This window comes from Pseudomonas sp. (assembly GCF_046581935.1).
Classification (GTDB): Bacteria; Pseudomonadota; Gammaproteobacteria; order Pseudomonadales; family Pseudomonadaceae; genus Aquipseudomonas.
The window spans coordinates 113,868-138,887 of record NZ_JAYGFK010000001.1 but is presented as its reverse complement, the minus strand read 5'-3'; the positions used below and the strand labels follow the sequence as shown (position 1 = coordinate 138,887).

Here is a 25,020-nt window from a genome sequence, read left to right as displayed (position 1 = left end):
GTGAGTGTTTACTCTTGAATCACATCCGCGCCAGCGGGAATCTGAAAAGTGAACTGAGCATCATCTTGTGGCACGTTCATCTTCACATTGAGAAACAGGATGTTGGTGCGCTGGCCGATACTATCGATCAACTGCATGTCGTTGAGCACCTTGTTGCGAAACGACAGACGCAAGCTGTCGAACAGGGTGTCTTTGGACTTGGGCTTGAGGATGAAATCAACCACATCACCGGCCTCTTTATGGCTGATATCAAAGTTCTCGCGGATCTTTGAAATATCACCAGACAGCAGCAGAGCAGGTGTATGTGTCAGGCGCTGGTCAAGGGTTTGAATCGTCACTTGCTGCAGATCAGGGTCATACAACCAGACTTTTTCACCATTAGAGACCAGCAACTGCTCCATCGGCGCATCGGTGTGCCAGCGGAACAACCCCGGACGCTTGAGCGCTAACTCGCCGGAAGTCTCTTGCAGTTGAGTTCCGCCGCCATCAAGGGTCAGCTGGGAAAAGCGCGCAGTGATGGTTTGCGCCTGGTTGAGCAGTTCAGTCAAACGCTGCACGGCAACATCATCATCTGCCATAGCGGCAGCGCTAGTAAAACTCAGTACGGTCAGCAACAACATGCGAATCAGGCGCATGGGACTCCTCATCAGTTTGGGCTGGGTATTAATCGCGAACGGGGCTTGGTGCTATGACCTCGCGGGATCCATTTGTGTTCATTGACGTAACAACGCCCGCCATTTCCATGGCTTCGATCATCCGCGCGGCGCGGTTATAACCAATCTTCAACTTACGCTGCACGGCAGAGATAGAAGCTCGGCGACTTTCCAGAACGAAATTCACCGCCTCATCGTACAGTGGGTCTGACTCGCTGCCTTCGCTGCTACCGTCACCGCTGCTGCCATCAAAGCCGCTACCGGATTCTTCAGCGCCATTAAGAATGTCATCGATATAGTCTGGTGTGCCGCGCTGCTTCCAGGCCTCAACGACCCGATGCACCTCTTCGTCGGAGACAAAGGCACCGTGTACCCGAATCGGCAAACTGGTGCCCGGCGGCATGTAGAGCATGTCACCGTGGCCAAGCAGTTGCTCTGCGCCACCTTGGTCGAGAATGGTCCGCGAGTCGATCTTGCTCGACACTTGGAACGCCATGCGCGTAGGGATGTTGGCTTTGATCAGGCCGGTGATGACATCCACCGAGGGGCGCTGGGTCGCGAGTATCAGGTGAATCCCTGCGGCACGGGCCTTCTGGGCGATACGGGCAATTAGCTCCTCAACCTTTTTGCCGACAATCATCATCATGTCGGCGAATTCATCGACCACCACCACGATGGTTGGCAGAGGTTTCAGCAGCGGCGCCTCGTCCTCCATGCTCTCACGTTTGTACAGCGGGTCAGCCAGTGGTTCGCCGGCGTCAATCGCATCTTTGACCTTGCGGTTAAAGCCGGCCAGGTTACGCACGCCCATTTTCGACATCAGCTTGTAGCGACGCTCCATTTCCGCAACCGACCAGCGCAGGGCGTTGGCAGCCTCCTTCATGTCGGTTACGACTGGGCACAGTAGGTGCGGAATCCCCTCGTAGATCGACAACTCGAGCATTTTCGGGTCGATCATGATCAAGCGCGCCTCTTCTGGCGTGGACTTGAACAGAATCGACAGAATCATCGCGTTGACTCCGACCGACTTACCCGAGCCAGTGGTACCCGCCACCAGTAGGTGGGGCATCTTGGCTAGGTCGGTAATCACCGGTTTACCACCGATGTCATGGCCCAAGGCTAGGGTTACTGGCGACTTGGCCTCGTCGTATTCGGGCGAAGACAACACCTCAGAGAAGCGCACAATTTGTCGATCTTCGTTAGGTATCTCGATACCGACCGTGGTTTTCCCTGGAATCACTTCCACAACTCGCACGCTGATGATCGCCATCGAGCGGGCCAGGTCTTTGGCTAAGCCAGAAATACGGCTGACCTTGATGCCAGCTGCGGGCTGAATCTCGAAACGGGTAATCACCGGGCCTGGGTGCACGGACTCGACAACCACCTCAACACCAAACTCTTTGAGCTTGATTTCGAGCAGGCGCGACATGGCTTCCAAGTATTCTGGTGAGTATTTTTTCTGAACTTTCTCTGCTACATCCAAGATAGAAATTGGTGGCAGACTGCCAGCCAAGCCATTGTCTTCAAACAGATTGACCTGCTTCTCTTTGAGTACACGCTTGCTCGGTTCAGGTGCTTTTGGCGCGGCCGGTGGGGTAATGACCGGTGCTACGCGATTAACGCGCTCACTCATGTGCTTGTTTAACGCTTCTTCGCGCTCAAGCAGGCGCTCCTTGACCTTGGCCTGCTCACGGCGATCCAGGGTGATGGGGGCGGACACTTCGCTTACTCGCTCATCGACCTCACGTAGCTGCATCACCAGTTGCTTGCGCTCCAAGCGAGCGCTCCACCAGCGGTTAGCCAGCCCTTGGATTAACTCGATTAAATCCAGGGTGATCTTGCCAGTGAGGTCCATTACCTTGAACCACGACAAATCGGTGAAAATCGTTAAGCCAAACAGGAAAAAAGAGATAAGCAGCAGCGTGCTGCCCTGCACGTTCAGTGCATTGATGGCCAATTGGCCAAGGCTTTCGCCCAGCGCACCGCCTGCAGAAGCTGGCATGCTGGAATCCGCATGAAAGTGGATATAAGCCAGGGTGGCGCCCGATAACACCAAAAATACAAGACCAATCAGCCGCCAGGAAAACAGCCAGCCGCTCCACTGCCATGGTTGGTGACGGGAGCGGAAGACCTGCAGAGTCTTAACCGCTAAAAGCAGTGGGAACAGATAGGCGAAATAGCCCAGCGCCATAAACAGAATGTCGGCGAACCAGGCTCCTGCTCGGCCAGCAGCGTTATGCACCTGCTCGACATTGCTGGTGTGCGTCCAACCCGGGTCAGCCGAGTCGTAGGTCAGCAGCGCCATCCACAGGTAAAGGCAAAGAGCTCCCAGACCAATCAGCGCACCTTCCTTTAATCGAGAAGGTAGTTGCTGACGCCAGATAGGGGCTTGTACGGTTGGGCTAGATTTCTTCAAAACGCATCTGTTCCTGCGCCAACGGCGCCGAATAATTAGTTAACGGCAAATATGCAGCGATTGTACGGGTTTGACCAAGCGATGCCAGGTTCGACCTTTCGCCGATGTCGGCATGGGCAGCTGACTCCCGCTCCCTGCTCGCTTCGGGTAGCATATCCGCAAATATCTTCCGTGCGGCTCAATTGGAGCATGCATTCTCTTTTGTGACAAAGGCTTATGAGGTGTTTTTATGAGCGACGTCAAGCATTCACGCCTGATCATCCTGGGCTCCGGCCCTGCCGGTTATAGCGCTGCCGTATACGCTGCCCGCGCCAACCTCAAGCCTGTGATCATCACCGGCATTCAACCCGGCGGTCAGTTGACTACCACGACCGAAGTGGACAACTGGCCTGGTGATGTTGAAGGTTTGACCGGTCCAGCACTAATGGATCGCATGCAAAAACATGCCGAACGCTTTGAAACCGAGATCGTTTACGACCACATTCATACTGCCGAGTTGCAATCGCGCCCTTTTACCCTCAAGGGCGATAGCGGCACTTATACCTGCGATGCGCTGATCATCGCCACCGGAGCTTCCGCGCAATACTTGGGCTTACCCTCGGAAGAGTTGTTTTCCGGCAAGGGTGTATCGGCCTGCGCCACCTGTGACGGCTTCTTCTACCGTAACCAAGTTGTCGCCGTAATCGGCGGCGGCAATACCGCCGTTGAAGAGGCGCTGTACCTGTCGAATATTGCCAAGGAAGTCCACTTGGTGCATCGCCGCGACAAGCTGCGCTCAGAGAAAATCCTGCAAGACAAACTCTTCGACAAGGCGGCCAACGGTAATGTTGTGTTGCATTGGAACCATTCGCTGGAAGAAGTCCTGGGCGACAACACGGGCGTGACCGGCGCTCGTTTGAAGAATACCGAAACCGGCGTCACAAGTGATCTACCCCTTGCGGGCGTATTTATCGCCATCGGCCATAAGCCCAATACCGATTTATTCCAAGGGCAATTGGAGATGCGTGACGGCTATCTGCTGATCAAAGGTGGCAATGAAGGTAATGCTACCGCCACCAGCATTGAAGGTGTGTTTGCTGCAGGTGACGTGGCCGACCATGTCTACCGGCAAGCCATCACCTCAGCCGGGGCCGGCTGCATGGCGGCACTGGATGTCGAGAAGTACCTCGACGACAACTGATGCTGCTAGGGCGGCGCTGACTCAGCCCGCCCTGCCCTCCTCCCGCCCGAGCACGGCACTGCATATGCTGACGTGGTTGCAACGCGACTCACTGGACTTCCCCCCACTCAACACCGCACTGCGCGAGCCCAATGGGCTGCTGGCGGCGGGCGGTGACCTACGCCCCGAACGTTTGATTCGGGCTTATCGGCATGGCTGCTTCCCTTGGTTTCAGGATGGCCAACCACTCCTCTGGTGGTCGCCAGACCCACGCACCGTGCTATTCCCCGAGCAGCTACATGTCTCGCGCAGTCTGGCCAAGGTTCTGCGCCAACAGTGCTATCGGGTAAGTTTTGACCAAGCGTTCGCTGAAGTCATTCGTGCCTGCGCTGCACCTCGCAGTTATGCAACGGAGACCTGGATAACCAGCCCGATGCAGGACGCCTACATTGAATTACATGCGCGCGGCATTGCTCACTCAGTGGAGGTTTGGCGTGATAACGAGCTAGTTGGCGGACTCTACGGCTTGGCCATGGGCCAATTGTTTTTTGGTGAGTCAATGTTCAGTCGCGCCGATAACGCCTCAAAAGTAGGTTTTGCCACTCTGGTTAAGCATCTGCACGCATGGGGTTTTGTCCTGATTGACTGCCAGATGCCAACTGAGCACTTGATCAGCCTTGGCGCCCAAACCATTACGCGCGCTGAATTTTCAGACTTCCTGAGCCTGTATCTCGACCAACCCAGCCAGGCTGATTGGGTCGCCTAGGCGAGTTGGTCAGCCTGGCTTACACTTCTAGTGTCTGTCATTGTGTCGCCCACGCTAGGTGGTGCGATTTCAATAGACCCAGAGACTGATCTCGAGAGTCGATCATGACTGAGTTGGCCCGCCTAAAGTTTTATGCCACTCAACCACATCCCTGCAGCTATCTGCCCGACGAACAGGCGACAACACTGTTCCTCGATCCCAGCCAGCCGATGGATGCGGAGGTTTATGCCGAGCTCTCAGAAATGGGCTTTCGCCGAAGTGGTGAACACCTCTATCGCCCGCATTGCCAACGCTGTACAGCTTGCGTTCCTGCCCGCATCCCTGCGGCGCAGTTCAACCAGAATCGCCAGCAACGCCGCATATTCAAGCGCAATCAGGATATTCAGGTGCGCCTGGTGCGCCCGGCATTTACCGAAGAATATTACGCGCTCTATGAGCACTACATTGAGCAGCGGCATGCCGATGGCGATATGTACCCACCCAGCCGCGAGCAATTTTCGACCTTTTTAGTGCGCGACCTCGCCTTCTCGCGCTTCTACGAATTCCGCCAAGGCGAGCGCCTATTGGCCATCGCGGTGACAGATGTGCTGCCCAATGGGCTATCGGCGGTTTATACCTTTTACGAGCCAAGCGAAGAGCGCCGCAGCCTCGGGCGCTTTGCCATCCTCTGGCAAATTGCCGAAACAGCGCGCCTAGGGCTGCACGCAGTCTATCTAGGCTACTGGATCAAGAACTGCCGCAAGATGAATTACAAGACCCAATACCGCCCAATAGAGCTGTTCATTAATCAACGCTGGGTCAGTCTTAACTGAAGCCCTTGGCGCAAACCCCAATTTTCGGGCACAATGCACGCCGCTTTTGCCTGGCGCCAGTTGCACCGGGCCATTCATTGGATACCGAGGGCTTTACTGCATGTCGAAAGAAGACAGCTTCGAAATGGAAGGCACTGTCGTCGACACCCTGCCCAACACCATGTTCCGTGTGGAGTTGGAAAATGGGCACGTCGTTACTGCGCACATCTCCGGAAAGATGCGCAAAAACTACATCCGCATTCTGACTGGCGACAAAGTTCGCGTTGAACTTACGCCTTATGACTTGAGCAAGGGCCGCATTACCTATCGCGCCCGTTAACAGGCCGCTGAAAACTCTGTTTTCCGGTATCTGTTACAGCAAGCTCAAGTAAAAACGCCCGGCATTGCCGGGCGTTTTTGTGCGCGTAAGAAAATACGCCTAGGCCATTTCTGCCGTGGTTTCGAAATCGAAGGTCAATTCGCCGCCTTCAATATCGATATGCACCACGCCGCCGTGCTCAGCTAACTCACCAAATAGGATTTCTTCCGCCAGCGGACGCTTGATCTTATCCTGGATCAGCCGAGCCATTGGTCGAGCACCCATCTGCACATCGTAGCCACCTTCAGCTAACCAGCTGCGCGCCGCATCACTAACCTCCAGGGTCACGCGTTTATCCTCAAGCTGCGCCTGCAGTTCGGTGAGGAACTTGTCGACGATGCTTTTGATCACCTCGTGGCTTAGGCGGCCGAACTGGATAATAGTATCCAAGCGATTGCGGAACTCAGGCGTGAAGCTCTTTTTGATGACTTCCATGGCATCTGAAGAGTGGTCCTGATGAGTGAAGCCAATGGACGCTCGCGCTGCTGTTTCGGCACCGGCATTGGTCGTCATAATAACGATCACATTACGGAAGTCTGCCTTGCGCCCATTGTTGTCGGTCAAGGTCCCGTGATCCATGACCTGCAACAGCAGGTTAAAGACTTCCGGATGAGCCTTCTCGATTTCATCGAGCAGCAGCACACAATGCGGTGTCTTGGTAATCGCCTCTGTCAGCAAGCCACCCTGATCAAAACCAACATAGCCAGGTGGTGCACCGATTAGACGCGATACGGTATGGCGCTCCATGTACTCGGACATATCGAAACGAATAAGCTCGACACCCAAGGCTTTGGCCAATTGGCGCGCGGCTTCGGTTTTGCCGACCCCAGTAGGACCTGCAAAGAGGAAGGATCCCACAGGCTTATCTGGCGACTTGAGCCCCGCACGTGACAATTTGATTGCTGTCGACAGCGAATCAATTGCCGCATCCTGGCCAAACACTGTCAGCTTCAGATCACGCTCAAGATTACGCAGCAATTCCTTGTCGGAACTGCTGACGTGTTTTGGCGGAATCCGGGCAATTTTCGCCACGATATCCTCGACTTGCGCCACATCAATTCGAGCCAACCGTTTATCTGCGGGCTGTAGGCGCTGATAGGCGCCGGCTTCGTCGATAACATCAATGGCCTTGTCAGGCATATGTCGATCATTGATGTAGCGCGAGGCAAGCTCAGCAGCGGCCCGCAAAGCTTCATCACTGTACTCAATGCTGTGATGCTGCTCGAAACGCCCCTTCAGGCCACGCAGGATGCCGATAGTGTCTTCAACCGAAGGTTCGACCACATCAACTTTCTGAAAGCGACGTGCCAAAGCACGGTCTTTTTCAAATATGCCGCGAAACTCCTGGAACGTGGTCGAGCCAATGCAGCGAATCTCACCAGAAGACAACATCGGCTTGAGCAGGTTGGATGCATCCATCACCCCGCCGGATGCCGCACCAGCACCAATGATGGTATGGATTTCATCAATAAACAGGATGGCATGAGGACGCTTGCGTAGCTCATTAAGCAGAGCTTTGAGGCGTTTCTCAAAATCGCCACGGTATTTGGTTCCGGCCAGGAGCGCCCCGAGATCGAGCGAGTAGACCACGCTGTCAGCCAGCAGGTCAGGCACTTGATTGTCGACAATGCGTTTAGCCAAGCCTTCCGCAATAGCTGTTTTGCCCACACCGGCTTCGCCGACCAATAACGGATTGTTTTTGCGGCGGCGCGCCAAAATCTGCGCAACGCGCTCAACCTCAAGCTCGCGACCGACCAACGGATCAATACGACCCTGGCGTGCCAACTCGTTCAGGTTGCTGGCATAAGCATCCAGCGGGTTGCTAGAACTAGAGGACTCACCACCCTCTTCGTCCTGCATTTCCTGTTCGCCCTCAGGATGCCCGCCATGCCCCGGAACCTTGGAAATACCGTGAGCAATAAAGTTGACGACATCAATACGCGCAACGCTCTGCTGCTTGAGTAGAAATACAGCCTGACTTTCCTGCTCACTAAAAATCGCAACCAGAACATTGGCGCCAGTCACCTCGCGCTTCCCCGAGCTCTGCACGTGGAATACCGCTCGCTGCAGAACGCGCTGAAAGCCAAGTGTAGGCTGCGTTTCGCGCTCTTCATCATGCTGAGGAATCAACGGCGTGGTGGAGTCGATGAACTCCTGTAAATCATGCCGCAGCTTGTCCAAGCTGGCTCCGCACGCACGCAATACACTGGCAGCGGCCTCGTTATCGAGAAGCGCCAGTAATAAATGCTCAACCGTCATAAATTCATGACGCTTGGTACGAGCCTCCTTGAAAGCCAGATTGAGGGTAACTTCGAGCTCTCGATTTAACATAGCTTCACCTCATGCCCAAGTGGCCGGCGTTAACCGTCCTTCTCTATTTCACAGAGTAGCGGATGCTGGCTCTCTTTCGCATATTGATTCACCTGTGTCGCTTTGGTTTCAGCAATATCGCGGGTAAACACTCCGCACACTGCCCGCCCCTCTGTATGGACGGTCAGCATGACTTTGGTCGCAAGCTCTCGATTCAGGTTGAAAAAAACCTCGAGCACCTCGACCACAAAATCCATCGGCGTGTAGTCATCATTAAACAAGACCACCTTATACATAGGTGGGACCTGCAGGGCAGGCTTTGATTCCTGAACGGCTAAACCGAAGGAGTCGTCCTCATGCTCTGCTGGATGATCCTGATTGAATGTTAGTCGAATCTGGCTACGTGCATGCATTCTGGATAGCTTCGTTAATGGGCAAATGGTCTGTACTAAACAGAGTTTGAACGGCTTCTCAGCCAGTTAGCGCATCGCCTTGACTATCGGCAAAACGGTGTTACAAACAATGGATACCCTGTGTGGGTATTAAAGGGGTTCCACTGCGCTACTGGCGATAGTCAAACAACGCATGGAATTGAAGTGGATGATACTCCAGTGATGGAGTCCTTTGCAGAGGGATATCAGCATGGTTAGCGGTAAGGTCAAGTGGTTCAACAACGCCAAAGGCTATGGTTTCATCCTGGCCGATGGTCGAGATGAGGACCTGTTCGCCCACTACTCGGCTATCCAAATGGACGGCTATAAAACGCTGAAGGCTGGCCAGCCGGTAAGCTTCGATATTATCCAGGGTCCAAAAGGACTCCATGCCGTAAACATCAGCGCAGCTACTGCTACCAATGAAGCGCCTACCGTAGCCAAACAAAGCCAGGACTCGACAGTTGAGGCATGAGTTTCATCTAGGCGGTTAGTATGCCCACAAAAAGGCCGGTCACTTGACCGGCCTTTCTTTAATGTGGCCACCAAATAGAGCGACCACATCTCAGGTCTTGCTACGTTGCTTACATATGCGAAATCAGTGCATCACCGAACGCCGAGCATGACAGCAGCTTGGCGCCGTCCATCAGTCGCTCAAAATCATAGGTCACAGTCTTGGCTGAGATAGCGCCATTAGTGCCCTTGATGATCAAGTCGGCTGCTTCGATCCAACCCATGTGACGCAGCATCATTTCAGCGGAAAGGATTAGCGAGCCCGGGTTCACCTGGTCTTTACCTGCGTATTTTGGTGCGGTGCCATGGGTGGCTTCAAACATGGCAACGGTGTCAGACAGGTTGGCACCCGGCGCAATACCTATACCGCCTACTTCAGCCGCCAGGGCATCCGACAGGTAGTCACCGTTGAGGTTAAGGGTGGCGATTACGTCGTACTCGGCCGGACGCAGCAGGATCTGCTGCAGCATGGCGTCGGCGATGGCGTCTTTAACTATGACGTTCTTGCCAGTTTTCGGGTTCTTGAACTGCATCCAAGGGCCACCATCAAGCAGCGTGGCGCCAAACTCTTCAGCGGCTATTTCGTAAGCCCACTCTTTGAAGGCGCCCTCGGTGAACTTCATGATGTTGCCTTTGTGCACGATGGTCAGCGAGTCACGGTCGTTATCGACGACGTACTGCAGTGCCTTACGTGCCAGCCGCTTAGTACCTTCTTTGGAAACTGGCTTGACGCCGATACCACAGTCCTGGTCAAAGCGAATCTTGGTAACACCCATTTCCTCCTTGAGGAACTTGATGACCTTAATAGCTTCTGGCGAACCAGCCTTCCATTCGATACCCGCGTAAATATCTTCCGAGTTCTCGCGAAAGATGGTCATGTCGACATCTCCCGGCTTTTTAACTGGGCTCGGCACACCTTCAAACCAGCGCACGGGGCGCAGACAAACGTACAGGTCGAGTTGTTGACGCAGCGCAACGTTCAGCGAGCGAATGCCACCACCTACAGGTGTGGTCAGAGGCCCCTTGATGGAAACGACATAATCTTTGACCGCATCCAGCGTTTCTTGCGGCAACCATGTGTCCTGGTCATAGACCTGAGTCGCTTTTTCGCCAGCGTACACCTCCATCCAGGAGATCTTGCGCTCGCCGCCATAGGCCTTCTGCACGGCAGCATCAACGACCTTGATCATAACTGGACTAATATCGACACCGATGCCATCACCCTCGATAAAGGGGATAACTGGATTATTCGGCACGTTTAGAGATGTATCGGCATTGACGGTGATTTTGTCACCGGTGGCAGGCACCTGGATCTTTTGGTATCCCATGCTGGACTCCGTCTTGTGGTTAAACAATCAGATCGCCCGAGAGTACCCCACTTGAATCAGGCGAAACCATATGTTCGTTGGTCTTATGCAGCTAGGCATTCTGTGTCGAGCTGTCGCGGTGATATACTGCGCGAATGACTAACAAGTCATAAGGTGCAGGCCAAAATAAGTGGCTTGCGTCCTGGAACCGTCGGACTGCTACAGCGATTCAATGGCTCAAAATACTCAACACTCTACTGGTGCATCCAACATCACTGCGACAAGACCTCGACTTCAGGCTCACTCATGATGGGCTTTGGCGTTTACCCGCGCATGTCGAGTGCCTATGTACGCTCAGCAAAGAAGAGAGTTAACTCTAAATGTCCATCCCTTCGAAGATCATTTATACCTTCACTGACGAAGCCCCGGCCCTGGCGACTTATTCGCTTCTTCCAATTGTAGAAGCCTTCGCAGCTACCGCTGGGATTGCCGTTGAAACACGCGACATCTCTCTTGCAGCGCGCATCCTCGCCAGCTTTGCTGACCAACTGGATGCCGATAAGCAGGTCGATGACGACCTCGCAAAACTGGCAGTACTGGCTACCTCGCCTGAAGCCAACATCATCAAACTGCCAAACATCAGCGCATCGGTGCCGCAGCTCAAAGCCGCTATCGCTGAACTGCAGGCTCAGGGCTACAACATCCCGAACCTCCCTGAAGATCCGCAAACTGACGCTGAAAAAGACGCCCGCGCGCGCTACAGCAAAGTACTTGGCAGCGCGGTGAATCCAGTGCTGCGCGAAGGTAACTCCGACCGCCGCGCCCCAGCAGCGGTCAAGGCTTTCGTACGCAAGCACCCACACTCCATGGGCAAATGGAGCATGGCCTCGCAGTCCCACGCGGACTACATGCGCGGCGGTGACTTCTTTTCCAGCGAGCAGTCGATCACCATGGCCAAGGCCGGTGACGTTCGCATCGAGTTCGTCGGCAAGGACGGCAAAGTCGAAGTTAAGAAGCAACTTACCCTGCAAGACGGTGAAGTCTTCGACAGCATGTACATGAGCTGCAAAAAGCTGCGTGATTTCTTCGAGAAGACCCTGCAAGACTGCAAGGAAACCGGCGTCATGTGGTCCCTGCACGTTAAGGCGACCATGATGAAGGTTTCTCACCCCATCGTTTTCGGCCATGCGGTCAGCGTCTACTACAAGGACGTATTCGACAAATACGGCAAGCTGTTTGAAGAGCTGGGTGTGAACCCGAACAACGGCATCAGCAGCGTCTACGACAAGATCAAATCTCTGCCCGCATCACAGCAGGAAGAAATTCTTGACGACATCCATGCCTGCTACAGCCACCGTCCAGAAATGGCCATGGTTGACTCGGTCAAGGGCATTACCAACCTGCACATCCCTAGCGACGTGATCGTTGACGCCTCGATGCCGGCGATGATTCGTAGCTCCGGGCAAATGTGGGGTAAGGACGGCAAGCTCAAGGACACCAAAGCGGTAATGCCGGAAAGCACCTACGCCCGCATCTACCAGGAAATGATCAATTTCTGCAAAACCAACGGCGCATTTGACCCAACCACCATGGGCACCGTGCCGAACGTCGGCCTGATGGCGCAGAAAGCTGAAGAGTACGGTTCTCACGACAAAACTTTCGAAATGACTGCTGACGGCAGCATGCGCGTAGTTCTGGCTGACGGCACCGTACTGATGCAGCACGAAGTTGAAGCTGGTGACATCTGGCGCGCCTGCCAAACCAAAGACGCCCCGATCCGTGACTGGGTCAAGTTGGCAGTCACCCGTGCCCGTCAGTCCAATACCCCGGCGATCTTCTGGCTCGACCCTGAGCGCGCCCACGATCGCGAACTGCAGAAAAAAGTTGAAGCCTACCTGCAGGATCATGACCTGACCGGTCTGGATATCCGCGTAATGGGTTACAACGAAGCCATCCGCGTAAGCATGGAGCGCTTGATTCGTGGCCTGGACACCATTTCGGTAACCGGTAACGTACTGCGCGACTACCTGACAGACTTGTTCCCTATCATGGAACTCGGCACATCGGCAAAAATGCTCTCCATCGTTCCACTGATGGCCGGCGGCGGCATGTACGAAACCGGTGCTGGCGGTTCAGCGCCTAAGCACGTACAGCAGTTGATTGAAGAAAACCACCTGCGCTGGGACTCCCTGGGCGAGTTCCTCGCACTGGCGGTTTCCCTTGAAGAGACTGGTATCAAGACCAATAACGCCAAGGCCAAACTACTGGGTACAACCCTGGACGCGGCCACTGGCAAATTACTTGATAACAACAAGTCGCCATCGCGCAAAACCGGTGAGCTGGATAACCGCGGCAGCCATTTCTACCTGGCCATGTACTGGGCACAAGAGCTGGCTGCGCAGACCCAGGACGCGGAACTGCAGGCACAGTTTGCCCCGCTGGCCAAGGCGCTGACCGAAAGTGAAGCAACCATCCTGGCCGAACTGAGCGCGGTACAGGGCAAGCCAGTGGACATTGGCGGTTACTACCGCGCCAATCCACAGCTGACCAGCCAGGCCATGCGGCCGAGCAAAACGTTCAATGCGGCGCTTGCCTCTTTGGCATAAATCGCACGTTTAGAACGCGCAACACTGCAACAACACAAACCCCAGCGCTGCTGGGGTTTGTGCATTTTGCGTGGTAATAATCACGCTATGATCGCGCTTTAAATAACAATTCAGGATGCGTATGAACTGGCAGCCACATATCACCGTAGCCACCGTCATTGAAGACCAAGGGCGTTTTCTTCTGGTTGAAGAAATGGCCGAAGGCCGTGCCGTATTCAACCAGCCTGCTGGTCATCTCGAGGCGAACGAAAGCCTATTACAAGCAGCCATTCGCGAAACCCTTGAAGAAACTGGCTGGGATGTCGAGTTAACCGGTGTGACTGGCATTTACCTGTACACCGCCCCGAGCAATGGTGTGACCTATCAGCGCATCTGCTTTGCCGGCAAAGCGCTGCGCCACCGCCCCGAATACGCCCTGGATGACGGCATCATCGGCCCGCGCTGGCTGAGCCGCGACGAACTGGCCGCCCAGCCGGAACGCTGGCGCAGTGAGTTGGTCTTACGCTGCATTGATGATTACCTAGGCGGGGCATGTTTTGCGCTGTCACTGATCCGCGATTAACGGCCAAGCGCCACTGCCTGCTAGAATCGCCCTCTTTTTCCAAGCCGTGTCCAGTATTCCCATGCCAGATCCAACTACCCAGCGCGTCATTGTCGGTATGTCCGGCGGTGTTGACTCCTCCGTTTCCGCCCTATTACTGCTTGAGCAGGGGTATCAGGTCGAAGGCCTGTTTATGAAGAACTGGGACGAAGACGACGGCACCGAATACTGCACCGCCATGGATGATCTGGCCGATGCGCAGGCCGTGTGCGACAAAATTGGCATCACGCTGCACACCGCCAACTTTGCCGCAGAATACTGGGATAACGTGTTTGAGCACTTTCTGGCTGAATACAAGGCTGGGCGTACGCCGAACCCGGACATCCTCTGTAACCGTGAAATCAAGTTCAAAGCCTTCCTCGACTACGCCCTGATGCTTGGCGCCGATCTGATCGCCACCGGCCACTATGTGCGCCGCCGCGATATCGATGGCCGCACCGAATTACTTAAAGGCTTGGACGCAAACAAGGACCAGAGCTACTTCTTGCATGCGGTCGGCGGCGAGCAGATCGCCAAGACGTTGTTCCCCGTCGGTGAGTTGGAAAAGCCCGCCGTACGCGCCATCGCCGAGAAGTACGCACTGGCTACCGCGAAGAAGAAAGACTCTACCGGCATCTGCTTTATTGGTGAGCGGCGCTTCAGCGACTTTTTGAAACAATACCTGCCCGCCCAGCCCGGCGATATTGAAACCACCGAAGGCGAGATCATCGGCCGCCATCATGGCTTGATGTACCACACCATAGGTCAGCGCCAGGGGTTAGGCATCGGCGGCTTGAAAGACGCCTCTGACGAACCTTGGTACGTACTGCACAAAGACCTGACGCGCAACGTACTGATAGTTGGTCAAGGCAATGAGCACCCATGGCTATTCAGCCGCGCCCTGCTGGCTTCGGAGATTTACTGGGTTAACCCGGTTGACCTGAGCGCGCCACGCGAGCTAACCGCCAAAGTGCGTTATCGCCAGAGTGACCAAACCTGCACGTTGGAGAAAACCGCCAGCGGCTATCGCGCCGTATTCAACGAACCACAACGCGCCGTGACCCCTGGCCAGTCCGTGGTGTTCTACGACGCAGAAATCTGCCTGGGCGGCGGCGTAATCGAAACAGCCGAGCCTTGGACCAGCCGGGATCAGAACGTATGAACCCGATCCGCGAACAATTGATCGCCCTGGGTGCGGTATTCGAATCAGCAGTTTTGGTCGATAAACTGGCACGTACCGGCCAAGTCGGCGACGCTGCGGTGGCCTGCATGATCAACAGCCTATTGGTGCGCGACCCGAAGGATACGCTGGAGGTCTATGGCGGTGATGACCTCAACCTGCGCGACGGTTACCGCGCGTTGGTCGGAGCCCTGGAGCGCGACCCCGCGAGCCTGCAGCGCGACCCACTGCGCTATACGCTGGCGCTGCTGGCACTGGAACGCCAGCTGAATAAGCGTGATGACATGCTGCAAATCATGGGCAGCCGCCTTGATCAGGTGCAGCAACAAGTCGAGCACTTCGGCCCGACCCACGAAAACGTCATCGCCAACTGCGGCGGCCTGTACCAAGACACCATCAGCACCTTCCGCCAGCGCATTCAGGTGCAAGGCGATATGCGCCACCTGCAACAGTCCAACAATGCCGCGAAAATTCGCGCACTGCTGCTCGCCGGCATTCGCTCCGCGCGCTTATGGCGTCAGCTAGGCGGCCATCGCTGGCAGATGGTGTTCAGCCGCAGCAAGTTACTCAAGGAACTCTACCCGCTGCTGCGATCTTGAGCAGGCACATTACAGTTACTGAATTATCACCCGCTGCGCAGTGAGTCAGCGCCTGCATGCTGCAATGCTGCTTTTCACTTCCAGCCTACTGTCTATTTTTCGAAGCAAACGCGGCTGAACGGTCGCAGCCAATCGCGATCAAGCAGTCAATTTCATGTATGATACGCGCCCTTTTCAATGCCCGATTGTCCGAGAACGCCTCCCATGCAGCTTTCCTCGCTCACCGCGGTTTCCCCCGTTGATGGCCGCTATGCCGGCAAAACCAGCGCTCTGCGCCCTATTTTCAGCGAATACGGCCTGATCCGTTTCCGCGTTCTGGTTGAAGTACGCTGGTTGCAGCGCCTGGCCGCCCATGAAGGCGTCGCGGAAGTTGCGCCCTTCTCCGCCGAAGCCCAAGTCGTGCTCAATGAACTGGCCGACAACTTCGCCGTCGAGCATGCCGAGCGCGTCAAGGAGATCGAACGCACCACTAACCACGACGTTAAAGCCGTGGAGTACTTGCTCAAAGAACAAGCAGCCAAGCTGCCTGAGCTGGACAAGGTCAGTGAGTTCATCCACTTCGCCTGCACCAGTGAAGACATCAACAACCTGTCCCACGCCCTGATGCTGCGCGCGGGTCGTGATGACGTGCTACTGCCGCTGATGCGTCAGACCGCCGAAGCCATTCGCGAACTGGCGATCCAATTTGCCGACGTACCGATGCTCTCGCGCACCCACGGCCAGCCGGCTTCGCCGACCACCCTCGGTAAAGAGCTAGCCAACGTGGTTTACCGCCTGGAGCGGCAGATCGCTCAGGTTGCGGCCGTACCGCTGCTGGGCAAAATCAACGGTGCAGTGGGCAACTACAACGCCCACCTGTCGGCCTACCCGCAGATCGACTGGGAAGCCAACGCGCGCCAGTTCATCGAAGGTGACCTGGGCCTGCAATTCAACCCGTACACCACACAGATCGAACCGCACGACTACATCGCCGAGCTGTTCGACGCTATCGCCCGCTTCAACACCATCCTGATCGACTTTGATCGTGATATCTGGGGCTACATCTCCCTGGGCTATTTCAAGCAGCGCACCATCGCTGGCGAAATCGGTTCGTCGACCATGCCGCACAAGGTCAATCCGATTGACTTCGAGAACTCCGAAGGCAACCTGGGCATCGCCAACGCGCTGTTCCAGCACCTGGCCAGCAAACTGCCCATCTCGCGCTGGCAGCGTGACCTGACCGACTCCACCGTGCTGCGTAACCTCGGTGTTGGTTTCGCTCATAGCGTGATCGCTTACGAAGCAAGTCTCAAAGGAATCAGCAAGTTAGAACTCAATGCTCAACGTATTGCTGATGATCTGAATGCCTGCTGGGAAGTGCTTGCCGAGCCAATCCAGACGGTCATGCGCCGCTATGCCATCGAAAACCCCTACGAGAAGCTCAAAGAGTTGACCCGTGGCAAAGGCATCAGCCCAGAAGCACTGCAGACTTTCATCGACGCTCTGGACATGCCTGCCGAAGCCAAAGCCGAACTCAAGCTGCTGACCCCAGCTAACTACATCGGCAATGCCGTCGCTCAGGCCAAGCGTATCTAAACGGTATCAGCCACCCAGACGCCCGGCTGCGCCGGGCGTTTTTATTTACGGGTATTTATTTATTTCAAGGGCTTAGCGATGAATCCTGATACTCCGCTACAACTGCTGGGTGGCCTTACCGCGCGCGAGTTCATGCGTGACTACTGGCAGAAGAAACCCTTGCTGGTACGCCAGGCCATTCCTGGCTTCGAAAGCCCGGTATCGCCAGATGAACTGGCCGGCCTGGCTCTTGAAGAAGAGATCGAATCACGTCTGGTCATCGAGCATGGCGAGCGCCCCTGGGAGCTGCGCCGTGGCCCATTTGCCGAAGATGCGTTTAGCCAACTACCGGAACGCGATTGGACGCTGCTGGTACAGGCCGTCGATCAATTTGTCCCCGAAGTGGCTGAACTGCTGGAAGAGTTCAAGTTTCTGCCTAAGTGGCGCATCGACGATGTGATGATCAGCTTCGCCACCCCTGGTGGCGGCGTCGGCCCGCACTTCGATAATTACGATGTATTTCTCTTACAAGGCTTTGGTAAACGCCGCTGGCAGATTGGCCAGATGTGCGACTCCGACAGCCCGATGCTGCAACACGCGGATCTAAAGATCCTCGCCGAATTCGTTAAAACTGAAGAATGGGTTCTGGAGCCCGGCGACATGCTCTACCTGCCGCCGCGCTTAGCCCACTGTGGTACCGCCGAGGATGATTGTATGACGTATTCCGTAGGCTTCCGTGCGCCAAGCGCTGCCGAAGTTCTAACCCATTTCACCGACTTTCTTGGCCAGTTCCTGCCTGACGAAGAGCGCTACAGCGATGCCGACGCGCAGCCGACCAGTGACCCGACGCAAATCCAGCGTGACGCCCTGGATCGCCTCAAGGCGCTACTTACCGAGCACATGAGCGATGAGCGCCTGCTGATGACTTGGTTCGGCCAGTTTATGACCGAGCCGCGTTATCCAGAGTTGATTGCGGGCATCGAAATTGATGAAGAAGCATTCCTCGCCAGCATGGAGGACGGCGCCGTGCTGATCCGCAATGCCAGCGCGCGCATGGCCTGGTCGGAAGTGGGTGAAGATCTGGTGTTGTTTGCCAGCGGCCAGAGCCGCCTGCTCTCGGCTAGCCTGCGCGAATTGCTGAAGCTGGTGTGCGCAGCCGACGCCCTGCATATCGACAATCTAGGGCCATGGCTCGCTGACGATGAAGGGCGTAACCTGCTGGTTGAACTGGTCAAGCAAGGCAGCCTGGAGTTTGCTGATGAGTGAGATACACGTTCGTCTAGCTGACTGGCAGAAGGATAACGCTGATCTACGGCGTATTCGCGAAGCCGTGTTTATTGCGGAACAAGCCGTACCACCAGAGCTCGAATGGGATGCTGAAGATGCTGACGCCGTGCATTTTCTTGCGCTGGAGGGCGACTACCCAGTCGGTACCGCGCGACTGCTGGACGACGGTCATATCGGCCGCGTTTCGGTACTCAAGGATTGGCGCGGCCTGAATGTGGGCGTAGCGCTGATTCAAGCGGTTATTGATGAAGCAGAAAATCGCGGCCTGACACAACAAATGCTCAGTGCTCAGGTGCACGCGACTGCCTTCTATGAAAAGCTCGGGTTTGTCATTGTCAGCGAAGAATATCTGGAGGCAGGCATCCCCCACGTGGATATGGTGCGTCATAGCGCCTAGAGGCCGAGATGAACAACGAAAACGCCCCGAGTGAATCAACCGAGCCACTGGAACCCATAGAGCTTCCTGCCATCGAGTTCCAATCACCGGGGCGTTTTGCTGTGCACAACCCCGCCAGCCAAAGCAGTCTCAACCCACAGGCTGAACCGGCCCCTTTTGTTCTCGGCGAGCACACGCCGCTGGAGCGTTTTAGCCAGCCCGAACAAGCCCGCTCCCATGCACTTGCCATGCTGCAGCAAGCACAACGCAACCTGTGTATTTACAGTCACGACCTTGAGCCATGGCTTTATCACCACAGCAGCGTGCAAGAAGCCTGCACTCGCTTTCTCCTGGCCAACCCTCGCAACCAACTGCGCATCCTGTTGCGCGACGCCAGTCGTGCGGTCAAGGAAGGCCACCGCCTGCTCAGCCTTTCGCGCCGGCTGTCGAGCAATCTACATATCCGCAAACTGCACCCGGACTACCCTAATGAGGCGCTGGCGTTTCTGCTGGCGGATGACCGTGGCTTGCTACTGTTGCCTGAAGTTGGCCAGCCTAGCGGCTATGCCCTGTATCAAGACCCCGGCCGCAGTCGCCAGCGCCGTGCACAGTTTGATCAGGCCTGGGATACCAGCATGACCGATGCTGACTTACGGAGTTTCTTACTATGAAGGTTCGCGCCCTGTTTGCCGCCTCACTGCTCAGCTGCAGCCTGTCGCTCAGCGCTGCTACCGAGGTAATCCCGCTAAATTTCCGCACGGCTGATGAGGTGCTGGGAGTAGTGCAATCAATGCTCGGTCATGACGGCAAGGTCAATGCGTATGGCAATCAACTGATCGTCAACGCGCAGCCTGCGAAAATTGCTGAAGTACGCACGTTGCTGCAACAGCTCGACACCGAACCCCGACGCCTGCTGATCAGCGTCGACACCAGCGAATCCAGCCAGATGAATGACCGCGGTTATCGCGCCAATGGCAGTATTAGCGCGGGCAATGGTGAAATTCAGATCGGTCAGGGCGAAATCAATGGTCGCGACCAGGTACGCATCATCCGTCGCAGCACCGATAGCCGGGGCGCAGGCACCCAACAAGTGCAGGCCACTGAGGGCTACCCTGCGTTGATTCAAGTCGGCCAGAGCGTACCGTTGACCACTCGCGGCCGTGATGCCTATGGCCAGCCCTACAGCAACACCCAGTATCGCGACGTCACCCGTGGTTTCTACGTTACTGCAAGCCTCAGCGGTGAGCGCGTGCACATCGACATCAGCAGTAACCGTGACCGCCTCAGCCAGTCACAACCCGGAGCGATCGATGTACAAAGCACCGATACTCGGGTCAGCGGCCGCCTGGGTGAATGGATCAGCATCGGCGGCGTCAGCGAGCAAGGCCAGGGCGAGCAAGGTGACTTCCTGCAACACCGCTCAACCCAAGGCCGTGAAGATATGACCATACGCGTCAAGGTCGACGTGGTGAACTAAATCCCCCCAGCTCTGTGCACTCAGCCCCTGCAGAAGCACCGTTCATCGCTGATGACCCATGGCGAGCGCCAAGTAAGCTCACGGATCGCAATCCTGGAACGCTAATCCGCCAACTAGAGCCATAGAAACTGACTTGCCGGTCGCTTTTAGATTTATGTAGTAGTAAAAAAAAAGCACTACAAAATAATTGACGAACACTTTAAGCGGAGGCATGATGGCCCCGCTCCCGCTAATCAGAGGTGCTGAAAAGCCCTCCGGATCGCGCTCCAACTTACCGTCAGAGCCGATTTGCGTTGTAAAGCCCACAAGGCCGTTCGATGAGATTGCGACTGGAACGAAGTTGTCCTGAGGGACGGGGAAGCGTTTAACAACAGTGTGCATCAGGCCACTACAGGTTGAGTTCTACGGCAGCCACAGCCGGAACGCTAAATGACTCCGTCATTTACAACCATTGCAGCCAGCACTTTGTTGAGCTCGTCACCCTCCTCCCGGATAAATTCCGTCCCACGTCAATTTCTCAACGTTCTGCAGTGAGCAACAACACCCTCCAGCAACACAGGTGTTCAGTGGGGAAGTCGGTGCTCAACCAAATACATACTTTGAAGGATTGACCATGTCAGCTTATCAAAACGACATCAAAGCCGTTGCCGCCCTTAAAGCTGCTGCTGGCAGCAGCTGGAGCGCTATTGACCCTGAGTCCGTGGCCCGTATGCGCGCTCAGAACCGCTTCAAAACCGGCCTGGAAATCGCTCAGTACACTGCCGACATCATGCGCAAAGACATGGTTGAGTACGACGCTGACTCCTCCGTATACACCCAGTCGCTGGGCTGCTGGCATGGTTTCATCGGTCAGCAAAAGCTGATTTCGATCAAAAAACACCTGAAGACCACCAACAAGAAGTACCTCTACCTGTCGGGCTGGATGGTTGCTGCTCTGCGTTCGGATTTCGGTCCGCTGCCGGATCAGTCCATGCACGAGAAAACCTCGGTTTCCGGCCTGATCGAAGAGCTGTACACCTTCCTGCGCCAGGCTGATGCCCGCGAACTGGACCTGCTGTTCTCCGCTCTGGACGCTGCTCGCGCTGCTGGCGACAAAGCCAAAGCCGATGACCTGCAGAACCAGATCGATAACTACGAAACCCACGTAGTGCCAATCATCGCCGACATCGACGCTGGTTTTGGTAACCCAGAAGCCACCTATCTGTTGGCCAAGCGCATGATCGAAGCAGGCGCTTGCTGCATCCAGATCGAAAACCAGGTTTCTGACGAGAAGCAGTGCGGTCACCAGGACGGCAAAGTAACCGTTCCTCACGCCGACTTTATCGCCAAGATCAACGCTGTTCGTTACGCGTTCCTTGAGCTGGGCATCGACAACGGCGTGATCGTTGCGCGTACCGACTCCCTGGGTGCTGGCCTGACCAAGCAAATCGCCGTAACCAAAGAGCCAGGCGACCTGGGCGACCAGTACAACTCGTTCCTCGATTGTGAAGAAGTTTCTGCTGCCGATCTGGGCAACGGCGACGTGGTGATCAACCGTGGTGGCAAGCTGCTGCGTCCTAAGCGTCTGCCTTCCAACCTGTTCCAGTTCCGTGCTGGCACCGGTGAAGCACGCTGCGTACTGGACAGCATCACTTCCCTACAGAACGGCGCTGACATGCTGTGGATCGAAACCGAGAAGCCACACGTCGGCCAGATCGCAGAAATGGTTAACGAAATCCGTAAAACCATCCCGAACGCCAAGCTGGTTTACAACAACAGCCCATCGTTCAACTGGACGCTGAACTTCCGTCAGCAGGCTTACGATGCTCTGGTTGCCGAAGGCAAGGACGTTTCTGCTTACGACCGCGCCAAGCTGATGAGTGTTGATTACGACACCACCGAACTGGCTCAGATCGCTGATGAACGCATCCGCACCTTCCAGCGCGACGCTTCTGCTCAGGCTGGTATTTTCCATCACCTGATCACTCTGCCGACTTACCACACCGCCGCGCTGTCCACCGACAACCTGGCCAAAGGCTACTTCGCAGACCAAGGCATGCTGGCCTATGTGAAAGGCGTTCAGCGCGAGGAGATCCGTCAAGGTATCGCCTGCGTTAAGCACCAGAACATGTCCGGTTCCGACCTTGGTGACGCGCACAAAGAGTACTTTGCTGGCGAAGCTGCTCTGAAAGCCGGCGGTAAAGACAACACCATGAACCAGTTCAGCTAAGAGCAAGGTTCACTCAACCGAGACCACGAACAAGGTTGAGTGTGTTGAAGAGAAACCCCAGCAGAAATGCTGGGGTTTTTTTATGCCTACTATCTATAGTGTTTCGGATTAGCCTGAAGGTTGAACATGTCCAGTAACCGCTTAAGCCGCATTGTCGGCAAAATCCATCGACTGCCCAGCGGCCTGCAAAGCCTGGCGCTGTCGTTGCTGTTCGGCTCCCAGGTGAAGTTCGCCGGTACTGCCAAAGTGCGTGTTCACACGCTGACTCAACAGCAAGCCGTGATGAGCATCGCCAACAAACGCCGCGTGCAAAACCACATCAAAGGCGTGCATGCCGCCGCCATGGCTTTGCTGGCCGAGTCCGCGACGGGGTTTCTGGTAGGCATGAACGTGCCGGACGACAAGCTGCCGCTGATCAAAAGCCTCAAGGTCGACTACCTTAAACGCGCTACCGGTAACCTGCGCGCTACAGCCAGCCTCACGCCGGAGCAGATTAAAGCCATCCACACCGAGGAAAAAGGTAAAGTCTTGGTTGCAGTAACAGTTACTGATGACGCCGGCATCGAACCGATTCAGTGCGAAATGCTCTGGGCTTGGGTCAGCAAGAAGCGGTAATCAATGGCCGTAAAAAAGGGAAGCCACGCTTCCCTTTTTGCTACGCGTAATCGACTGCCTAAATTCGGAACTGCCGAACCAGCGCGCCAAGACGCTCACCTAGGCTGGCCAAGTTACGTGCAGTCTGCGCGCCCTGCTGAGTTTCGTCGGCCACACTGTCTACGGCTACGGCGATCTTATGCACGCTGCGATTGATCTCCTCGGCTACAGCGGTTTGCTCCTCGGCCGCACTGGCAATCTGCGCATTCATCGCGTTGATGGTGCCGATCAGCTGCGCGATTGCATCCAGCGACGCCCCTGCACGGTTAGCCTGCTCGCTGGTCACATCACCGGCATCACTGGAGCGACGCATTGCCGTCACTGCTTCCTGAGTGCCTTTCTGCAAGCGATCAATCATGCCCTGGATTTCTTGGGTACTCTGCTGGGTACGGCTAGCCAGCGCGCGAACTTCATCGGCGACCACCGCAAAGCCGCGGCCTGCCTCACCGGCACGCGCAGCCTCAATGGCCGCGTTAAGCGCCAGTAGGTTGGTCTGCTCGGCGATTGAACGAATCACATCCAGCACGCTGACAATCGACGACACGTCTTTCTGCAGGGTATCGAGAGAGACGCCGCTGTTACGGATGTCCTGCACCAAGGTATGAATGCGCTCGATACTGCCATCGACTACCTGTTTAGCTGCCTGGCCTTCAGTGTCGGTTTTCTGCGCGGCTTCTGCGGCACCTTGAGCGCTTTGCGCGACTTCATGAGCGGCTGCTGACATTTCGTTGATTGCCGTGGCTACCTGGTCAGTCTCATGACGCTGGCGCTCCATGGCATCTTCCGAACGCGAAGCCTGAGCCGAAACCTGACCAACCAGCTCAGTCAGCTGCCCAGTCATATCGGCAATCTGCCGCACCAGATTATGGATTTTCTCGACAAAGCGGTTGAACGAGCCAGCCAGTTGGCCCAACTCATCGTCACTATTGATCGGCAGCCGACGGGTCAGGTCGCCCTCACCTGCGGCAATATCATCCAGATTGTCTTTGATCTGTTGCAGAGGACGAAGAAAGGTATTACTCAAAACCACGCCGACAATACCGAAGATAACCAGCAAAACGACGGCAACGATCATGATGCTGGTAATGATGGTACTGATACGGTTATCGATCTCTACCTGTATCGTGGCAATTTGCGCCTCAATGCCGTCCAGGTTAATTGCCGTACCCACCGCCATATCCCATTTCGGTAGGTAATAGCTGTAGGCCATTTTCGGCACCTGCACTGACTCATCAGAAGGCAGTGGCGAGCTGTAATTAACGTAATACGTATTGTCCTTGGCAACCCTGACCAACTCACGGTTTATGTACACACCATTGGCATCTTTGCGGTCGTTCAGATTCTTGCCTACATCCACCGGGCTCTCGCCCCTAAATAGGCGAACCACATTGGAGTCATGACCGAAGAAGTAACCGTCTTTGCCGTACTTGATTTTCGACAAGACGCTAATGGCTTGTTCACGGCCGGCTACATCACCTTGCGCTGCGGAGTCATACAAGGTTTTTACCGAGCCGATAGCTATTTGCATGTAGTTCTGTAGCTCGTTGCGGCTTTCCTGCAGCAAGCGCTCACGCTTTCCTTCTATTTCCGTTTGGGCCATGTTTTGTAGCACCCGTGCTGCTGCACCGCTAATGACCAAGGCAAATAGCGCCACTGGTATCAGAGCTAGCAGCACGACTTTTGTTTTTAATGTTAGGCGCATCATGCCAATCCTTACTTAGGGAGTACTGCAAAATAAAAACGGGGCTACCAGTGTATCGGTAGCCCCGCTGA

Annotated in this window: 22 protein-coding genes and 2 pseudogenes; 16 read left to right on the top strand and 8 right to left on the bottom strand. The window is 55.5% G+C overall.

What is annotated here, in order from left to right:
• Positions 1-8 precede the first annotated feature (8 nt).
• A complete protein-coding gene (gene lolA / locus VCA57_RS00620) occupies positions 9-635 on the bottom strand; it encodes an outer membrane lipoprotein chaperone LolA (protein WP_411183020.1) in 627 nt (208 codons plus the stop codon).
• A 28-nt stretch (positions 636-663) separates the two neighbouring features.
• Positions 664-3,069 (bottom strand): DNA translocase FtsK, encoded by a 2,406-nt coding sequence (gene ftsK, locus VCA57_RS00615; protein ID WP_411183019.1) that lies wholly within the window; start codon positions 3,067-3,069, stop codon positions 664-666.
• A 229-nt stretch (positions 3,070-3,298) separates the two neighbouring features.
• Here ftsK and trxB point away from each other — a divergent pair, with 229 nt between their 5' ends.
• The 4 genes from trxB to infA all read left to right on the top strand — a co-directional run bounded on the left by trxB (position 3,299) and on the right by infA (position 6,125).
• Positions 3,299-4,249, top strand: a complete 951-nt coding sequence (gene trxB / locus VCA57_RS00610) for a thioredoxin-disulfide reductase (protein WP_411183018.1) — start codon at positions 3,299-3,301, stop codon at positions 4,247-4,249.
• Between the two features lie 64 nt (positions 4,250-4,313).
• Positions 4,314-4,994 carry a leucyl/phenylalanyl-tRNA--protein transferase gene (gene aat / locus VCA57_RS00605; protein ID WP_411183017.1) on the top strand — a complete coding sequence of 227 codons (681 nt, stop codon included), beginning with the start codon at positions 4,314-4,316 and terminating at the stop codon, positions 4,992-4,994.
• 104 nt (positions 4,995-5,098) lie between these two features.
• Positions 5,099-5,806, top strand: a complete 708-nt coding sequence (locus VCA57_RS00600) for an arginyltransferase (protein WP_411183016.1) — start codon at positions 5,099-5,101, stop codon at positions 5,804-5,806.
• Positions 5,807-5,906: 100 nt separating this feature from the next.
• Complete coding sequence (gene infA / locus VCA57_RS00595; protein WP_002553999.1) at positions 5,907-6,125, top strand: translation initiation factor IF-1; 219 nt, start codon at positions 5,907-5,909, stop codon at positions 6,123-6,125.
• 99 nt (positions 6,126-6,224) lie between these two features.
• On the opposite strand, the gene clpA is transcribed toward infA, so the two are convergent.
• Together clpA and clpS are read right to left on the bottom strand one after the other, a co-directional pair.
• Complete coding sequence (gene clpA, locus VCA57_RS00590) at positions 6,225-8,495, bottom strand: ATP-dependent Clp protease ATP-binding subunit ClpA (protein WP_411183015.1); 2,271 nt, start codon at positions 8,493-8,495, stop codon at positions 6,225-6,227.
• Positions 8,496-8,524: 29 nt separating this feature from the next.
• Positions 8,525-8,887 carry an ATP-dependent Clp protease adapter ClpS gene (gene clpS, locus VCA57_RS00585; RefSeq protein ID WP_411183014.1) on the bottom strand — a complete coding sequence of 121 codons (363 nt, stop codon included), beginning with the start codon at positions 8,885-8,887 and terminating at the stop codon, positions 8,525-8,527.
• A 229-nt stretch (positions 8,888-9,116) separates the two neighbouring features.
• Here clpS and cspD point away from each other — a divergent pair, with 229 nt between their 5' ends.
• Positions 9,117-9,380 carry a cold shock domain-containing protein CspD gene (gene cspD / locus VCA57_RS00580; RefSeq protein WP_411183013.1) on the top strand — a complete coding sequence of 88 codons (264 nt, stop codon included), beginning with the start codon at positions 9,117-9,119 and terminating at the stop codon, positions 9,378-9,380.
• Between the two features lie 109 nt (positions 9,381-9,489).
• Here the strand turns inward: cspD and icd are convergent, their stop codons facing one another.
• Positions 9,490-10,746, bottom strand: coding sequence for an NADP-dependent isocitrate dehydrogenase (icd, locus tag VCA57_RS00575; RefSeq protein WP_411183012.1), 1,257 nt, complete (start codon positions 10,744-10,746; stop codon positions 9,490-9,492).
• Between the two features lie 359 nt (positions 10,747-11,105).
• On the opposite strand from icd, the gene VCA57_RS00570 reads away from it, so the two are divergent.
• The 9 genes from VCA57_RS00570 to VCA57_RS00530 all read left to right on the top strand — a co-directional run bounded on the left by VCA57_RS00570 (position 11,106) and on the right by VCA57_RS00530 (position 20,384).
• Positions 11,106-13,331, top strand: a complete 2,226-nt coding sequence (locus VCA57_RS00570) for an NADP-dependent isocitrate dehydrogenase (RefSeq protein WP_411183011.1) — start codon at positions 11,106-11,108, stop codon at positions 13,329-13,331.
• Positions 13,332-13,452: 121 nt separating this feature from the next.
• Entirely contained in the window at positions 13,453-13,893 is a 441-nt protein-coding gene (locus tag VCA57_RS00565; RefSeq protein ID WP_411183010.1) for an NUDIX hydrolase, read from the top strand.
• A gap of 61 nt (positions 13,894-13,954) precedes the next feature.
• On the top strand, positions 13,955-15,073 hold the full coding sequence (mnmA, locus tag VCA57_RS00560) for a tRNA 2-thiouridine(34) synthase MnmA (RefSeq protein ID WP_411183009.1): 1,119 nt from the start codon (positions 13,955-13,957) through the stop codon (positions 15,071-15,073).
• Complete coding sequence (gene hflD / locus VCA57_RS00555) at positions 15,070-15,690, top strand: high frequency lysogenization protein HflD (RefSeq protein WP_411183008.1); 621 nt, start codon at positions 15,070-15,072, stop codon at positions 15,688-15,690. The genes mnmA and hflD overlap by 4 nt, the downstream gene beginning before the upstream one ends.
• A gap of 204 nt (positions 15,691-15,894) precedes the next feature.
• Complete coding sequence (purB, locus tag VCA57_RS00550; protein ID WP_411183007.1) at positions 15,895-17,265, top strand: adenylosuccinate lyase; 1,371 nt, start codon at positions 15,895-15,897, stop codon at positions 17,263-17,265.
• A 78-nt stretch (positions 17,266-17,343) separates the two neighbouring features.
• Complete coding sequence (locus tag VCA57_RS00545) at positions 17,344-18,510, top strand: JmjC domain-containing protein (protein ID WP_411183006.1); 1,167 nt, start codon at positions 17,344-17,346, stop codon at positions 18,508-18,510.
• Positions 18,503-18,928 (top strand): GNAT family N-acetyltransferase, encoded by a 426-nt coding sequence (locus tag VCA57_RS00540; protein ID WP_411183005.1) that lies wholly within the window; start codon positions 18,503-18,505, stop codon positions 18,926-18,928. Before VCA57_RS00545 ends, VCA57_RS00540 begins: the two co-directional genes overlap by 8 nt.
• An 8-nt stretch (positions 18,929-18,936) precedes the next feature.
• Entirely contained in the window at positions 18,937-19,578 is a 642-nt protein-coding gene (locus VCA57_RS00535) for a histone acetyltransferase HPA2 (RefSeq protein ID WP_411183004.1), read from the top strand.
• Positions 19,575-20,384: a secretin N-terminal domain-containing protein gene (locus VCA57_RS00530; protein ID WP_411183003.1), complete on the top strand. Its 810-nt coding sequence runs from the start codon at positions 19,575-19,577 to the stop codon at positions 20,382-20,384. The genes VCA57_RS00535 and VCA57_RS00530 overlap by 4 nt, the downstream gene beginning before the upstream one ends.
• Before the next feature lie 78 nt (positions 20,385-20,462).
• Here VCA57_RS00530 and VCA57_RS00525 read toward each other — a convergent pair whose 3' ends face one another.
• Complete coding sequence (locus VCA57_RS00525) at positions 20,463-20,765, bottom strand: hypothetical protein (protein ID WP_411183002.1); 303 nt, start codon at positions 20,763-20,765, stop codon at positions 20,463-20,465.
• Positions 20,766-20,997: 232 nt separating this feature from the next.
• Between VCA57_RS00525 and VCA57_RS00520 the strand changes: the two genes are divergently transcribed.
• Entirely contained in the window at positions 20,998-22,593 is a 1,596-nt protein-coding gene (locus VCA57_RS00520) for an isocitrate lyase (protein ID WP_411183001.1), read from the top strand.
• Between the two features lie 126 nt (positions 22,594-22,719).
• Positions 22,720-23,208: a DUF4442 domain-containing protein gene (locus VCA57_RS00515; protein ID WP_411183000.1), complete on the top strand. Its 489-nt coding sequence runs from the start codon at positions 22,720-22,722 to the stop codon at positions 23,206-23,208.
• Between the two features lie 58 nt (positions 23,209-23,266).
• Here the strand turns inward: VCA57_RS00515 and VCA57_RS00510 are convergent.
• Positions 23,267-24,283: pseudogene (locus VCA57_RS00510) on the bottom strand (methyl-accepting chemotaxis protein); the annotation flags it as partial.
• Positions 24,284-24,373: 90 nt separating this feature from the next.
• Positions 24,374-24,847 (bottom strand): annotated as a pseudogene (locus VCA57_RS00505) (cache domain-containing protein); the annotation flags it as partial.
• Positions 24,848-25,020: the final 173 nt, after the last annotated feature.